Genomic DNA, 15,177 nt, shown 5'->3' on the forward strand with positions numbered 1-15,177 from the left:
TACATTCAGGACTTTCGCTTCCATTGCCTTCGCAAGCAGGCTCTGAGTATCAGCACAAGAATCGGCAACCTCGCGCTCTGCTAGAATCCGCTCCATTCCCCTGCCAGAGACTCTCCCCATGAGCGAGCCGATTCGTCTGACCCAATACAGCCACGGTGCCGGTTGCGGCTGCAAGATTTCCCCGCAGGTGCTGGAGGTGATTCTGGCCGGTAGCGGGGCGCAGAATCTTGATCCGAAACTGTGGGTCGGCAACGCCTCGCGTGATGACGCGGCGGTCTACGAGATCGATGCCGAGCGTGGCGTGGTGTCGACCACCGATTTCTTTATGCCGATTGTCGATGACCCGTTCGACTTCGGCCGCATTGCCGCGACCAACGCGATCAGCGACATCTATGCGATGGGCGGCGATCCATTGATGGCGATCGCGATCCTCGGCTGGCCGGTCAATGTGCTGGCGCCGGAGGTGGCACGAGAAGTGATTCGTGGCGGTCGCGCGGTGTGTGATGCGGCGGGCATTCCGTTGGCAGGCGGGCACTCGATTGATGCGCCGGAACCGATTTTCGGCCTGGCCGTCACCGGTCTGGTGGAAAAACGTCACATGAAGCGCAACGACACTGCGACCGCCGGTTGCCTGTTGTATCTGACCAAACCGCTGGGCATCGGCATCCTCACCACGGCGGAGAAAAAGGGCAAATTGCGCCACAGCGACGTCGGCGTCGCCCGCGACTGGATGTGCACCCTGAACAAACCCGGCAGCCGTTTCGGCAAGCTCGCCGGTGTTACCGCGATGACCGACGTCACCGGTTTCGGCCTGCTCGGGCATTTGGTGGAAATGGCAGACGGCAGCCAACTCACTGCGCGTATTGCCTACGACCGGGTTCCGCGTCTGGAGAGCGTCGAGTACTACCTCGATCAGGGCTGTGTGCCTGGCGGCACGTTGCGCAATTTCGACAGTTATTCAAGCAAGGTCGGTCGCGTGCAAGAGCTGCACAAGCGCGTGCTCTGCGACCCGCAAACCAGCGGCGGTCTGTTGATTGCCGTCACCCCTGAAGGCAATGACGAATTCCTCGCTGTCGCCGAAGAGCTGGGCCTGAACCTTGCGCCAATCGGCGAACTGGTTGAGCGACAGACGAACGCAGTCGAGGTGATTTGATGCTCCGCGACTGCACCGACTACCGCGATATTTTTCTCAACGACCGACCGCTGATGGACGCCCGTGCGCCGGTCGAGTTTCACAAAGGCGCGTTCCCCGGCGTGATCAATCTGCCGCTGATGAATGACATCGAGCGGCAGAAGATCGGCACTTGTTACAAGCAGCACGGGCAGCAGGCCGCCATCGAACTGGGTCATCAACTGGTGTCCGGCGCCGTCAAGGCCGAGCGCATCCAGGCCTGGGCCGACTTCGCCCGGGCGCATCCTGACGGTTATCTGTATTGCTTTCGTGGCGGCCTGCGTTCGCAGATCACGCAACAGTGGCTGCGCGACGAGGCGGGCATCGACTACCCGCGTATCGGCGGCGGTTACAAGGCGATGCGCAACTTCCTCATCGACACGCTCGAGCAAGCCATCGCACAGTGCGATTTCGTCTTGCTGGGCGGTATGACCGGCACTGGCAAGACCGAAGTGCTGGTGCAATTGCGTAACGGACTGGATCTGGAAGGTCACGCCAATCATCGCGGTTCAAGCTTCGGCAAACGCGCCACCGGGCAACCGTCGAACATCGATTTCGAAAACCGTCTGGCCATCGACATTCTGAAGAAGCGCGCTGCCGGGATCGAGCAGTTTGTGCTGGAGGACGAAAGCCGCGTCGTGGGCAGTTGTGCCTTGCCATTGCCGCTGTATCAGGGCATGCAGCAATACCCGATGGTTTGGCTGGAAGACAGTTTCGAAGATCGTGTCGAGCGGATCCTGCGTGATTACGTGGTGGATCTGTCGGCGGAGTTTTCACAGGTGCATGGCGAGCAGGGTTTTGCCTTGTTTGCCGAGCGCTTGCTGGACAGTCTGAACAACGTGCAGAAACGTCTCGGTGGCGAGCGCCATCGGCGGATGTTGATCCTGATGGAAGACGCCCTGGCCGAGCAGGAACGCAGCGGCGCGGTGGATTTGCACCGGGGCTGGATCGAGGGCTTGCTGCGCGAGTATTACGACCCGATGTACGTGTTTCAACGCGAGAAAAAGGGCGGACGGATCGAGTTCGCGGGGGAGCGCGGGGCGGTGCTTGAGTACTTGCGTGAGCGGGTGAATCAGAAGATTTGAGGTTGTAGCGGCTGGCCCTTCGTTGGCAAGCCAACTCCCACAGTGTTTTGCGCTGACTGCCAATATGGGCATCACCCAAAAACCGGTGGGAGCTGGCTTGCCAGCGATGAGGCCCGACTGACAGCAAAAAACTCAGGTCGGGCAAGTCGCCTTGCCGTTATCCAGTCCTTGCTTGTAGCTGTGGCTCTGCAGGCTGGCCTTGCCGTTGTGCCAGGTCAGCGTCAGCACATACAGCGAGTCAAAATCGCCACCGTCCCAGTCCTTGGTGATGGTCTGCTTTTCGCCAACGGCGTTGCCGGCGACCTTATTGATCAACTCCGGCAGATAACCGTGGGACCACGCGGTGTAGATCGTCGAGTTGTGATACTTGTCTTCGAGCAATTCGCGCGCCAGATCGCTGGTGTCGTTGGCCGAGAACTCGATGTTCACCGGCAGGCCGAGCTTGATCGCGGCCGGGCTGATGGTCATTAGCGGGCGAATGTAGCTGTAGGAATTGTCCAGTTCGCCTTCCTCGACATTGCGTGTCGGGTTGGCGGCGAACACATAATCGGCCTTGCCGAACTTCTCCGGCAGCAGCGTCGACAGGTCGATGGCCCGGTTCAGCCCCTGGCAATTGAGCTGGCCGAGACCGCCCTCCGGCTTCTCCGCGTGACGCAGGAACACCAGAGTCTGCGTGCCATCGACCGGTTGCGCACGGCTTTCGCTGGACTCCAGCGACAGGAACAGCGCGCTGACCGCCAACAGGGAGGGCAGGGCCACATACGCGCGATGTTTGAAACGTTTGGCGAAACGCATAAGGTTCGTCATGGAATAAGAGGGTCTTCAGCGTGTTCGGTTAAGGCTGACAAACCTTTACACCGCAGGCTCCCAGCACCGGATGTTTTCCATGTCGTGTCGCGCTTCCCTTGCGAAAGGCTTAACTCAGAGTCCTCTGAGGCCGGTTGGTTCGATTCGCACGAGTGCGCGGCACTCTAACGGCAACCAGGATCGGCTTGCGGAGGAGATTAATCACTGAATGTTACGGTTCCTGTAGGCGCTGCCGAAGGCTGCGATCTTTTGATCTCGCTTAAGAGGTCGGAATCAAAAGATCGTAGCCTTCGGCAGCGCCTACATTATGATCGGGTTTTAAATTGTGACTGGATGCTTCCCATGACCGATCTGACCGCGTTCCCGATCACCCAGAAATGGCCGGCGCAGTACCCTGACTGGATTCAGCTCTATTCCTTGCCAACGCCCAACGGCGTCAAAGTCTCGATCATGCTTGAAGAAATCGGCCTGCCGTACGAGCCGCACCGTGTCGGCTTCGACACTAACGACCAGTTGTCCCCGGAGTTCCTCTCGCTGAACCCGAACAACAAGATCCCGGCGATCCTCGATCCCCACGGCCCGCAAGACCAGCCTTTGCCGCTGTTCGAGTCCGGCGCGATCCTGATTTACCTCGCTGACAAGAGCGGCCAGTTACTGGCTCAGGAAGGCGCGCTGCGTTACGAAACCATTCAGTGGCTGATGTTCCAGATGGGCGGTATCGGCCCGATGTTCGGCCAGCTCGGTTTCTTCAACAAGTTCGCTGGCAAGGACTACGAGGACAAACGTCCGCGTGACCGCTACGTCGATGAAAGCAAACGCCTGCTCAAGGTGCTCGACACACGCCTGGAAGGCCGCGACTGGATCATGGGCGAGCGTTACACCATCGCCGACATCGCGACGTTCCCGTGGGTGCGCAACCTGATTGGTTTTTATGAGGCGGGCGACCTGGTCGGGATCCAGAACTTCCCGAATGTCACCCGCGTGCTGGAGCGCTTCCTTTCTCGTCCGGCCGTCATCCGAGGCCTGACCATCCCGTCCTGACACCGCACACAACCCCTGTAGGAGTGAGCCTGCTCGCGATGGCATTGTGTCAGTCGACATCAACGTTGACTGATACACCGCCATCGCGAGCAGGCTCACTCCTACAAGGGATGTGCACAATCCGGAGGATTATTGCGCGCTCGGTAATGCACTCTTGATTGATCCAGGTTTGTACGCCAACCCCCGCAAGGCATAAGCTTCGCCCCCTACGACTTTCGTCTCATCTGCAGGTTTCAGGAAAGCCCCATGTCCAGTCAGTTCCCCGAAGCACGTCCCCGCCGTCTGCGCCGCAATGCGAGCCTGCGCAGTCTGTTCCAGGAAACCGAGTTCAGTCTGAATGATCTGGTGCTGCCGATTTTCGTCGAAGAAGAAATCGACGACTTCGTGCCGATCAACAGCATGCCCGGCGTGATGCGCATTCCCGAGCGCAAACTGGCCAGCGAGATCGAGCGCTATGCCCGCGCCGGCATCAAGTCAGTGATGACCTTCGGCGTGTCTCATCATCTGGACAGCAACGGCAGCGACACCTGGCGTGAAAACGGTCTGGTCTCGCGCATGTCGCGCATCGCCAAGGATGCCGTGCCGGAAATGATCGTGATGTCCGACACCTGCTTCTGCGAGTACACCGATCACGGCCACTGCGGCGTGATGCACAACCATGAAGTCGACAACGATCAGACCCTGATCAACCTCGGCAAACAGGCTGTAGCGGCGGCCCGCGCCGGCGCTGACGTGATTGCGCCGTCGGCGGCGATGGACGGCCAGGTTCGGGCAATTCGCCAGGCCCTTGATGCAGCCGGTTTCACCCAGATTCCGATCATGGCCTACTCGACCAAATTCGCTTCGGCGCTTTACGGCCCTTTCCGCGAGGCAGGTGGCAGCGCGCTCAAGGGCGACCGTAAAAGCTATCAGATGAACCCAATGAACCGCCGCGAAGCCCTGCGTGAATCGCTGCTCGACGAACAGGAAGGCGCTGATTCGCTGATGGTCAAACCGGCCGGCGCCTACCTCGACATCATCCGCGATATCCGCGAGGCCTCGAACCTGCCGCTGGCGGCGTATCAGGTGAGCGGCGAGTACGCGATGATCAAGTTCGGCGCACAGGCCGGGGCGATTGATGAAGATCGCGTGGTGCGCGAAAGCCTGGGCGCGATCAAGCGTGCGGGTGCGGATTTGATCTTCACTTACTTTGCGATGGACCTGGCACTGGCCGGGATCTAAGCAACACCGCAAATCCAAATGTAGGAGTGAGCCTGCTCGCGATGGCGGTGTGTCAGTCGAATTATTGGTGAATGACACGCCGCCATCGCGAGCAGGCTCACTCCTACAGGGGATTGTGGTGTGTCAGGGACAACTAAAGAACGGCCGAATGCCGTGATCGCGGAAGTAGCGTTCGATTACTTTGGGATCGGCGCTGTTATCGGCGATCGCCACGTACGTATCCGGGCGCAGCAGATAGAAGCCGTTACGCCCCAATCCCGCCGTCTCAAACGCCGGTCGCCAGTCGAACACATGCAGCGGCAGGTGATGTTCGTTGCACCATTCGATCATCTCGTCGCTGGTGTCGCCGTACACATGCACCTGCCAGCACGGCTGGCGCAATGGCTCGTAGTTATCCCCTTCACCGTCATGCGCCCACGGCAAGCGGTCACCGCCGTGGACGTGTCCGGCCACGCCTTGGCTAAGCGGCATGCCGCGGTAGTTGAGGGTGACTTGCGACACGGTGCGAAAGAGAAATTCGCGGCTGGCTTCGAACGAGGCCATTTTCGGAATCAGAAACGGTGCGACGCGCATGCGCAGCAGATCAGCCATGCGCCCCTCGGCGGTGACGAAGCTGAAGACTTTGTCGGTGGTCGACACCAGTTTGCGGGCGAAGGCGATGCGTTCGGTTTCGTAGCTGTCGAGCAGTCTGGTCTCGGCGCCACCGCTGATGACCGCCGCGAGTTTCCACGCCAGATTGATCGCATCACCGATGCCGGTATTCATGCCCTGACCGCCCGCCGGGCTGTGCACGTGGGCTGCATCCCCGAGCAGGAACACGCGACCACTGCGAAAGTGCTCCGCCACCCGGTGATGCACGCGATAGGTGGAGAACCAGTTGACCTCTTCGATGTGCACTTTCAGGTGCTCGATGGCGCGGCTGCTGACGTCAGAAAACTCCAGTGTTTCGACGCGTTCCGCACGTTCGTCGCGCACGGTGCCGATCAGCCGTGCGCGGCCTTCTCCGGCCAGCGGAAAGACCGCAAGAAAGTCCGCTTCATCCAGATCCAGATGCAGCTCGCCATTCATCGCCGGCCCGCTGGCCTGGACATCCGCCACGTAGAAAATCTGTTGATAAGTGCCACCGGGGAAACCAGTGTCGAGGGTTTTACGCACCACCGACCGGGCACCGTCGCTGCCTGCCAGGTAGCAGGCCTGGCAGATTTCCTGTTCGCCATCGGGCAGGCGTAAATGCGCGATGAGACCGTCGCCGGTTTCCTCGAAACTCTCCAGCGTGGTGTTGCGTTCGACGCTCACACCATAGTCTTCGAGCCGATCGATCAGCAGCCGTTCGTGCTCGTCCTGCGGGAAGATTTCGACGAACGCATAAGGTGTCAGGCCTTCGCCGATGCGATTGAGCGGCAGCTGCGCGACCGGTTTGCCGTTGACCCAGAAATTGGCTGCCGCGACGCGATGGCCGTTACGCACGATGGTGTCAGCGAGATCCAGTTGCCGGTACAGCTCCAGCGTACGCGCCTGCACCGCCAGCGCCCGGGAGGTGGTGCCGGGGGCTGAGGTCTTGTCGATGATGCGCACCTGCACGCCCAGTTTGCTCAGCCACAGGGCCAGCACCAACCCGGTGGGGCCGGCGCCAATGATCAGTACGTCGCTGCGGTTCATGGGCTTGTCCTCCTTTGGCTGTGCAGCAAGTATGGATCAGCAGGGCGGGGCGGCCAGTTTGTCAGCCAGACGGAAAAGGCCCCGCAGCGTTGGGGCGGCGGGGCCTTTTTGATTTCTTGCAGAGATTCTGTGGCGAGGGCGCTGGCTCCCGCCGGACTGGGCAGCAGTCCGCTTCTGTCAAAGAAGCGGGGGCGGCTTCGCGACCCGGCGGGAGCAAGCTCCCTCGCCACAGGGGTGGGTGTTCGGCAGCGGTTTAGAAGTCGATAGTGCCCGACAGCTTCGCCACGCGTGGCTCACCCTGAGTCAGATAACCGCCCTGAGCCGATTCCCAATACTTCTTGTTGGCCAGGTTCTCGACGCCCAGACGCAACGTCACGTCTTTCTCCGACACCTTGAATGCATAACGCGCACCCGCGTCGAAGCGGTTCCAGGTCGGCAGGCTGAGGTTGTTCGCCGCATCGGCGTACTGGCCGCCGGTACGCAGCATCCGCGCATTCAGCGCCACACCTTGCAGGCCCGGTACGTCCCAGTCGGCGCCGGCATTGAACTGGAAGGTCGGCACGCCGATCGCATGGTTGCCGTCGTTGGCGCCGTTGAGGGTGTTTTTCAGTTCGGTGTCCATCAGGGTCAGGCCGCTGATCAGGCGCAGGCCGCTGATTGGCTCGCCAAACACGTTCAGTTCCACGCCTTTGTTGATCTGCTCGCCTTTACGCACGTAGGTGCAGGTGGTGGCGCTGCTGATTTCACAGTAACCGTCGCTCGGTTGCTCGATGCGATACACACCCAGGCTCGCGCCGTAAGTGCCCATGTCGACTTTCACCCCGGCTTCGGTCTGTTTGGAACGTGCCGGTGCGTAGACTTCGTTGCCGTTGGTCACACGAAATCCACCACTGCTGGTCGGCGAGGTCGGTCCCTTGGCCAGACCTTCAATGTGGTTGGCATAGAACGACACGTGCTCCCACGGTTTGAACACGAGGCCGTAGACCGGCGTGGTGATCGACTCGTCGTAGCTCGATTTACGGTCGCCGCTGCCCCAACTCGCATAGTTGTAGCCTTGCACAACCATTTGCTGACGACGCAGACCGGCGGTGATCAGCAAGCGGTCGTCGAAGAAGCCGAGGGTGTCGGAAATCGCGATGCTGCGGTTGAAGGTCTTGCCGACGATGCCCGGGTCATTGAGGTCGCCGCCGGAAAAGTTGCCAACCGGCGCCGGCGTGTTCACCGGGTGATAGATGTTGTTGGCGTACTTGGTCAGGTCGAAGTCGTAGGCGCTGCGCTGCTCGGCCCAGATGCCGGTCAGGCCGAAGTTGACCTTGTGGCTGACAGGACCGGTGTTGAACTTGCCGTTGAGGCCGGCCATCACGCTGGTATTGTCTTCATCGTGAGGGATGAACGAGCCAGTGGTGAACGAGGCGCCATTGTTACCGACCAGCGTGGTCGAATTGTAGCGGCCGACTTCGCGGGTGTGTTTGGCGCCACCGGCAGCGTAGGCAGTCCAGTTGTCGTTGAGGTCGTATTCGGCACGGAGCATGCCGAAGGTGTCTTCGATGTCGGTGTAGCCCCACTTCGGCGCGTAGTTGGTGTCCGCCGATGGCGCGTCCGGAATGTGCGTGGCGGTGCCGAGGTTGACCGAGTTGCGGCCACCGTTGACGCGCTCTTTCTGGTAAGCGAAGTCGCCGGAAATCCGCAGCGCATCGCCGCGATAGTCGAGGCCGATGGCGAACAGTTTCGAGCGTTGGTTCTCGTGATCGATCCCGGTATCACCTTCGCGTTGCGACAGGTTGATTCGTGCGCCGAAGCGGTTGTCTTCACCGAAACGCTGGCCGATATCGAAGTGATGACCGACACGGCCTTCACTGTTGATGTCGGTGGTATAGCGGCGCAGCGGCACATCGCCGGCGCGTTTTGGCTGCAGGTTGACGCCGCCGCCGATGCCCGAACCGGTCGGGGTCACGCCATTGATGAAGGCGTTCGGGCCTTTGAACACTTCCACGCGCTCCAGGGCGTCCGTGGAAATGATCTGCCGCGGCAGTACGCCGTAGAGGCCGTTATAGGAAATGTCATCGCCATTCAGCGGCAGGCCGCGAATCATGAAGACCTGCGCCTGGTTGGAGAAACCGGAAGCCTGGCGCACCGAGGAATCGTTGAGCAGCACATCGGCGACGTCTTCGGCTTGCTGATCCTGGATCAGTTGCTCGGTGTAGGAGGCCGCGCTGAACGGCACGTCCATCATGTCTTGATTGCCCAACACGCCGAGCTGACCGCCACGGGCAACCTGACCACCGGAGTAGACCGGGGGCAGGGCGTTCGGCGTCGGGGCTTGCGCGTTGACGTTGACGTCGTCCAGCACCAGCGCTTTGTTGTCGTCTTCAGCAGCGTGGGCGGTGATGGTCAGGGAGCACAGCAGGGCGAGAAGCGTCGGGCGGAAGGGCACGGCAAGTCGAGCTGGAGCGGGCATTTTTGTACCTGGAGGCGCACGGCCGGTGAGAAAAGTTAAGGCGGCGCGGGAACTCCTTGCGCAAATGCGACTCCAGGCGCAAATGATAGTTTTTCTCAGTAACGTTTTGCAATTACTTTGTCATTAGTGGCTGAAACCTTTAATCCAAGGCTTGATTTGCTTCCTTGTGGCGAGGGGATTTATCCCCGATGGACTGCGCAGCAGTCCCCTTGGAAATCAAAAGCGGGGCCGCTTCGCGCCCCATCGGGGATAAATCCCCTCGCCACAGATAAATTCCCTCACAGCAAGGTCAGTGTGAGTCTGGCTTGTGGAATACCATTGATCGTATGGTGAACCCGGCTCAACGGACTGGATGGAGCAACATGCACGCCCCTCGATTACTGATCACCCTCGCCGCGCTACTGGTGCTGGCCGGTTGCGCCGGTCAGCGCAGCAGCGAGCCTGCACCCCGTGCCCCCGCCGAAGTGAAGGCCGAGATCGTGCGGCTGATGCCCGCGAAAACCGCCGACCGCCAAGGCTGGGCCACGGATATCTATGCCGCGTTTGCTGCACAGAACATCAGCCCGACGACACAGAATCTCTGTTCGGTACTCGCCGTGGCCGAACAGGAATCCACCTTTCAGGCTGACCCGACGGTGCCTGGTCTCGGCAAAATCGCCCGTGACGAAATCGACCGCCGCGCCGCCAAAGTGCATATCCCCAGCCTGCTGGTCAGCGGCGCCCTGCAAGTGCGTTCGACCAATGGCAAAACCTACAGCGAACGCCTGAGCGCGGCGCGCAGCGAAAAAGAGTTGAGTGCGATTTTCGATGACTTCATCGGCAGAGTGCCGATGGGCCGCACGCTGTTCGGCGGCTTTAACCCGGTGCACACCGGCGGACCGATGCAGGTCAGCATCGAATTTGCCGAGCAGCACGCCAAGGATTACCCGTACCCGGTGGACGGCACCATTCGCCATGAGGTGTTCAGCCGGCGCGGTGGCATGTATTTCGGTATCGCACACTTGCTCGGTTATCCGGTCAGCTATCGCGAACCGCTGTATCGCTTCGCCGACTTCAACGCCGGTTGGTACGCCAGCCGCAATGCGGCGTTCCAGAATGCCGTCAGCCGTGCCTCGGGTATTCCGCTGGCGCTGGACGGTGACTTGATTCGCTACGACTCGATCATGCCCGGCACTACCGAACTCGCGGTACGCACCCTCGGCAAGTCGCTGGGCATGCGCAACCCGACGATTCGCGATCAATTGGAGAAGGGCAAAACCCTGGAATTCGAAGAGACCAGACTCTATCAACGGGTATTCGAATTGGCGGAGAAAGCGGAGGGCAAAAAGCTGCCGCGTGCGGTGTTGCCGGGGATCGTGCTGCAGAGCCCGAAAATCACCCGAAAACTCACCACGGCGTGGTTCGCCAAACGCGTGGATGAACGTTACAAGCGCTGCATGGCCAAGGGCGGCTGATTCACCCAGACGTAAAAAACCCGGCTGACGGCAGCCGGGTTTCTCTGGGTTGTTGCGGTAACGCCATTCATTCAGGCGACGCGGCGTTCGAGCAGACGATCCGAACCACCTTCAGCGACGCGGCGTTCGATCAGACGATCGGAACCACCTTCAGCGACGCGGCGTTCAAGCAGACGATCCGAACCACCTTCAGCGACGCGGCGTTCGATCAGACGATCCGAACCACCTTCAGCAACGCGGCGTTCAAGCAGACGATCCGAGCCACCTTCAGCGACGCGGCGTTCAAGCAGACGATCCGAGCCACCTTCAGCCACACGGCTTTCAATCAGTTTGTCCGAACCGCCTTCAGCGATCATGGTGTGGGCCGGGGTAGCGGCGAAAGCGTTGATTGCGAAAACCGAGAAAGCGATGCCGAGGATGGTTTGGCGTTTCATGATGGTGTGCTCCGGGGGTGTTGTTGGTTGGTATGGAGCAGATGTTACGCCCGGGATTTTTTATGAGAACTTCATTGATGTAATGGTGAACATCGACGCCAATGATGATTGCCGGCACCCCCGCGCCAGAGCCCTACAACACCTTCACCGCACGCCCGATCGCCTGAATCGGCCCGGTCGGTTTACCGATCGGCGAGCCGTTGGCACCTTCCAGCGTCAGCTCGAATAACTGATTGGGTTGCAGCGGCGGCAACTTGTCCAGCGGCACCGAGAGCGCTTGCCCCGGCTTGACCAGACCGAGTGACACCGGGCCTTGCCAGCCGTCAGCCTTGGTCCAGAACTCCAGCGCCTTGTCTGCCGGCACCTCGACCACTCCCAGTGGAATCAACTGAATCTCGTGGGCATTGCTGGCCTGGATCACCCAGCCCGGCGCCTTGTCCTGTGGTGCGACCAAGACCACCAGATAACTCGGTTTTGGCGTGGTCTGGGTCAGCAGGATCGAGCCCAGTATCAATGTCGCGGCCAGCCCGACAGCACTCAAACCGCGCCACAGCGGCAGCAGATTCCACCATGAGGTGGCAGGCGTTTTTTGCGTGAAGCGTTCAACGCTGCGTTCGATCCGTTGCCACAACTGTGCCGACGGTTGTTGAGGCGCGGCGAAATCCGTCAGTTCCAAAAGCCGCCGCTCCCAGGCATCCACTGCCGCACGCAGTGGCGGCTCATGCGTCAGACGTTTCTGCACCTCGCTGCGCTGTTCGGCAGAGAGCGTGCCGAGCACATACTCGCCGGCCAGTTCATCTCGGTCCTGCGCCGATTCGGTGGTCATCCCATGCACTCCCGCAACGCATTGAGGCTGCGCTTGATCCAGGCTTTGACGGTGCCCAGCGGCGTGTCGAGGCGAGCGGATATTTGCGCGTGGCTGTAGCCGTCGACATAGGCATGGAGGATGCAGCGCCGGCGTTGCGCATCAAGTTGTTCGAGGCAGCAATGGATGCGCGCCGAATGCGCGTGTGCAGCGAAGGCCTCATCGTCCTGCGTGGTCAATTCGTGATCGTCGCTGAACGGCGTTTCCCGACCCTGATCACGCAGCAGATTCAGCGCCAGATGCCGGGTCACACTGAACATCCAGCCACGCGCCGAACCGCGCGCCGGGTCAAACCCGGCGGCACCGTTCCAGATCTTGATGAACGCCTCATGCACGATGTCCTCCGCCAGCGCCGTGTCGCGCACCAGACGCTTGGCCACGCCGAGCAGACGCGGGCCTTCCTGCACATACAAATCGCGCAGGGCCGACCGCTCGCCGCGAGCGCAGGCAGCGAGACGGGCTTCATAATCGAACAGCGGTTCAGGCAAGGACATGTCGTGCAATCTAGTTCACATTCCGCAAACATCCAGACAACCCGATTCCCTTTGTAGGCCTTCGCCTGCTCGCGATAGCGGAGTGTCAGCCGAAATATTTTTCACTGATACACCGCTATCGCGAGCAGGCGAAGGCCTACAGGGGATTTGTGGTGAGTACTGGAGTCAGTTCGCCGCCCAGAAAATGTAATCCGCCTGGTACTTCACCACTTCCTGCTTGCCCTTGTTCGCCGCTGTGCATTCGCTCGCCGGTGCCACGCCGCCCTTGAGTGCAACGCGCTGGATGTAACTCACACCACTCATCGCGCCTTTACCCTCGGCCGGGTTGGCCTTGACCAGTTGATAAGGCAGGTTGCCCGGGCTCGACGGTGCCACGGCCAATTGCGTGCCGGTGATTTTCGAACCGTCCTTGGCCTGCCAGGTGGCCGGCGGGCCGAAGTAGGTGCCGACCTGCTTGCCGCTGCGATCATTGAGCACGGCTTTGGGGCCGACGAACGTCCATTCGGTCTGCCCGGCGGCATTGGGCTTGTCGCGGCATTCGTAAGTGATCTCGCCGACCCCGGTGGTTTCCATCGAAATCTTGTGGCCATCCGGGACTTTGATAGCGTCGGGATAGCTGCTTTGAGCAAAGGAAGTCGAGGCGACTGCGAGCAAACCGGTGAAGCCAATCAGCTGGGTAATGTTCATCAGTTGTTTCTCCGAAAAGGGTAGACCGCTGGCAGCCAAGGAGGGCTGTTACAGGGACTACCCATGGCGGAGGCATTTGGATGCAGTGCCCGATAAATAAACTTCAAACCCGTTGATCCCCTGTAGGAGTGAGCCTGCTCGCGATGGCGTCGTGTCAGCCGATACTCATGTCACTGGAATACCGCTATCGCGAGCAGGCTCACTCCTACAGGGATTTTTGCCAGGCTTCAGGCTAGAGGCTTTCAGCAGTTCCTGGGTGTACGGATGTTGCGGCGCCGCAAAAATCTGCCGTGACGAACCCTGCTCAACCACCTTGCCATCCTTGATCACCATCAAGTCATGCGCCAACGCATGCACCACCGCCAGATCATGGCTGATGAACAGATACGTCAGCCCATGCCTGATCTGCAATTGCCGCAACAACTCGACGACCTGCTTCTGCACCGTGCGATCCAGCGCCGACGTTGGTTCATCGAGCAGAATCAGCGCCGGTTCCAGCACCAGCGCCCGGGCGATGGAAATGCGCTGGCGCTGGCCACCGGAAAATTCGTGGGGGTAACGATGGCGACTCTGCGGATCGAGGCCGACTTCCTCCAACACGCGAATCACCGCTGCCTCGCGCTCGGCCTCGGTGCCGATGCCATGGGTCAGCAACCCTTCGGCAATGATCTGCTGCACCGACATCCGTGGGCTGAGGCTGCCAAACGGATCCTGGAAAACCACCTGAATCTGCCGCCGCAACGGTCGCATCAAGCGCTGGTTGAGCAGGCTCAGTTGCTTGTTGCCGAAGCGGATATTGCCCTCCGACTCCACCAGCCGCAGGATCGCCTGGCCCAGCGTCGACTTGCCCGAACCGGATTCGCCGACGATCCCCAGCGTCTTGCCGCGTTGCAGGGTGAAACTCACCCCGTCCACGGCCTTGATGTAATCCTGCCGGCGGCTGAACAACGCCTTGGGCAACGGGAACCAGACTTTCAGGTCATCGACTTCCAGCAGGTTGTGATCGTACTGACTGGGCACCGGCGCACCGCTCGGTTCGGCCTCGATCAGCAAACGGCTGTACGGATGCTGCGGCGCGCGGAACAGCGTTTCGCAATCAGCCTCTTCGACGATTTCACCATGACGCATCACGCAGACCCGCTGAGCGATGCGCCGCACCAGATTGAGGTCATGGCTGATCAACAGCAGCGACATGCCGAGGCGCTGCTGCAACTCGATCAGCAGCTCGAGAATCTTCTGCTGCACGGTCACGTCCAGCGCGGTGGTCGGCTCGTCGGCGATCAACAATTGCGGCTCGTTGGCCAGCGCCATGGCGATCATCACCCGTTGCCGCTGGCCACCGGAGAGCTGGTGCGGATAGGCTTTCAAGCGCTGCAAGGGTTGGCGAATGCCGACCAGTTCCAGCAACTCCAACGTCCGCTCGCGGGCAGCGCGGCCCTTCAACCCCTTGTGAATCTCCAGCACTTCGCTGACCTGTTTTTCCACGGTGTGCAGGGGATTCAGCGAGGTCATCGGCTCCTGGAAAATCATCGCGATGCGGTTGCCACGCAAACCGCGCATCTGCTGCTCGCTGGCGTGCAACAAGTCCACGCCGTTGTAGCTGATCGAACCACTGCTGCTAACGTTTTTGCCTGGCAGCAAACGCAGGATCGAATGCGCCGTCACCGACTTGCCCGAACCCGATTCACCGACCAGCGCCAAACACTCACCCCGACGAATATCCAGGTTCAAACCGTGCACCACTTCCTGCCCGGCAAAGGCAACGCGCAGGTCACGTATCTCGATCAAATGGTCATTCATC

The 15,177-nt window shown here is 60.5% G+C and carries 13 protein-coding genes; 5 read left to right on the forward strand and 8 right to left on the reverse strand.

Annotated elements, in window-relative coordinates:
- The first annotated feature begins 118 nt into the window (after positions 1-118).
- Both selD and mnmH read left to right on the forward strand, forming a co-directional pair.
- On the forward strand, positions 119-1,153 hold the full coding sequence (selD, locus tag JFT86_RS16845; protein WP_201237538.1) for a selenide, water dikinase SelD: 1,035 nt from the start codon (positions 119-121) through the stop codon (positions 1,151-1,153).
- Positions 1,153-2,256: a tRNA 2-selenouridine(34) synthase MnmH gene (gene mnmH, locus JFT86_RS16850; RefSeq protein ID WP_201237539.1), complete on the forward strand. Its 1,104-nt coding sequence runs from the start codon at positions 1,153-1,155 to the stop codon at positions 2,254-2,256. Before selD ends, mnmH begins: the two co-directional genes overlap by 1 nt.
- 132 nt (positions 2,257-2,388) lie before the next feature.
- Here mnmH and JFT86_RS16855 read toward each other — a convergent pair whose 3' ends face one another.
- Positions 2,389-3,063, reverse strand: a complete 675-nt coding sequence (locus JFT86_RS16855; protein ID WP_201237540.1) for a histidine phosphatase family protein — start codon at positions 3,061-3,063, stop codon at positions 2,389-2,391.
- A gap of 342 nt (positions 3,064-3,405) precedes the next feature.
- Here JFT86_RS16855 and JFT86_RS16860 point away from each other — a divergent pair, with 342 nt between their 5' ends.
- Positions 3,406-4,104 (forward strand): glutathione binding-like protein, encoded by a 699-nt coding sequence (locus JFT86_RS16860; RefSeq protein WP_201237541.1) that lies wholly within the window; start codon positions 3,406-3,408, stop codon positions 4,102-4,104.
- Between the two features lie 246 nt (positions 4,105-4,350).
- Entirely contained in the window at positions 4,351-5,325 is a 975-nt protein-coding gene (gene hemB, locus JFT86_RS16865) for a porphobilinogen synthase (RefSeq protein WP_201237542.1), read from the forward strand.
- A 123-nt stretch (positions 5,326-5,448) separates the two neighbouring features.
- Here the strand turns inward: hemB and JFT86_RS16870 are convergent, their stop codons facing one another.
- Positions 5,449-6,984: an FAD-dependent oxidoreductase gene (locus tag JFT86_RS16870; RefSeq protein WP_201237543.1), complete on the reverse strand. Its 1,536-nt coding sequence runs from the start codon at positions 6,982-6,984 to the stop codon at positions 5,449-5,451.
- Positions 6,985-7,237: 253 nt separating this feature from the next.
- On the reverse strand, positions 7,238-9,442 hold the full coding sequence (locus tag JFT86_RS16875; RefSeq protein ID WP_201237544.1) for a TonB-dependent siderophore receptor: 2,205 nt from the start codon (positions 9,440-9,442) through the stop codon (positions 7,238-7,240).
- 362 nt (positions 9,443-9,804) lie between these two features.
- Here JFT86_RS16875 and JFT86_RS16880 point away from each other — a divergent pair, with 362 nt between their 5' ends.
- Positions 9,805-10,896, forward strand: a complete 1,092-nt coding sequence (locus JFT86_RS16880) for a DUF1615 domain-containing protein (RefSeq protein ID WP_201237545.1) — start codon at positions 9,805-9,807, stop codon at positions 10,894-10,896.
- A 71-nt stretch (positions 10,897-10,967) separates the two neighbouring features.
- On the opposite strand, the gene JFT86_RS16885 is transcribed toward JFT86_RS16880, so the two are convergent.
- From JFT86_RS16885 to JFT86_RS16905, 5 genes are all read right to left on the reverse strand, one after another.
- Positions 10,968-11,330, reverse strand: coding sequence for a hypothetical protein (locus JFT86_RS16885; protein ID WP_201237546.1), 363 nt, complete (start codon positions 11,328-11,330; stop codon positions 10,968-10,970).
- A 133-nt stretch (positions 11,331-11,463) separates the two neighbouring features.
- Positions 11,464-12,156 (reverse strand): anti-sigma factor, encoded by a 693-nt coding sequence (locus JFT86_RS16890; protein WP_201237547.1) that lies wholly within the window; start codon positions 12,154-12,156, stop codon positions 11,464-11,466.
- Positions 12,153-12,689 (reverse strand): sigma-70 family RNA polymerase sigma factor, encoded by a 537-nt coding sequence (locus JFT86_RS16895; protein ID WP_201237548.1) that lies wholly within the window; start codon positions 12,687-12,689, stop codon positions 12,153-12,155. The genes JFT86_RS16890 and JFT86_RS16895 overlap by 4 nt, the downstream gene beginning before the upstream one ends.
- A 165-nt stretch (positions 12,690-12,854) precedes the next feature.
- Positions 12,855-13,376 carry a DUF3455 domain-containing protein gene (locus JFT86_RS16900; protein ID WP_201237549.1) on the reverse strand — a complete coding sequence of 174 codons (522 nt, stop codon included), beginning with the start codon at positions 13,374-13,376 and terminating at the stop codon, positions 12,855-12,857.
- 165 nt (positions 13,377-13,541) lie between these two features.
- On the reverse strand, positions 13,542-15,176 hold the full coding sequence (locus JFT86_RS16905; RefSeq protein WP_201237550.1) for an ABC transporter ATP-binding protein: 1,635 nt from the start codon (positions 15,174-15,176) through the stop codon (positions 13,542-13,544).
- Position 15,177: the final 1 nt, after the last annotated feature.

It is taken from the genome of Pseudomonas sp. TH06 (assembly GCF_016651305.1).
Classification (GTDB): Bacteria; Pseudomonadota; Gammaproteobacteria; order Pseudomonadales; family Pseudomonadaceae; genus Aquipseudomonas.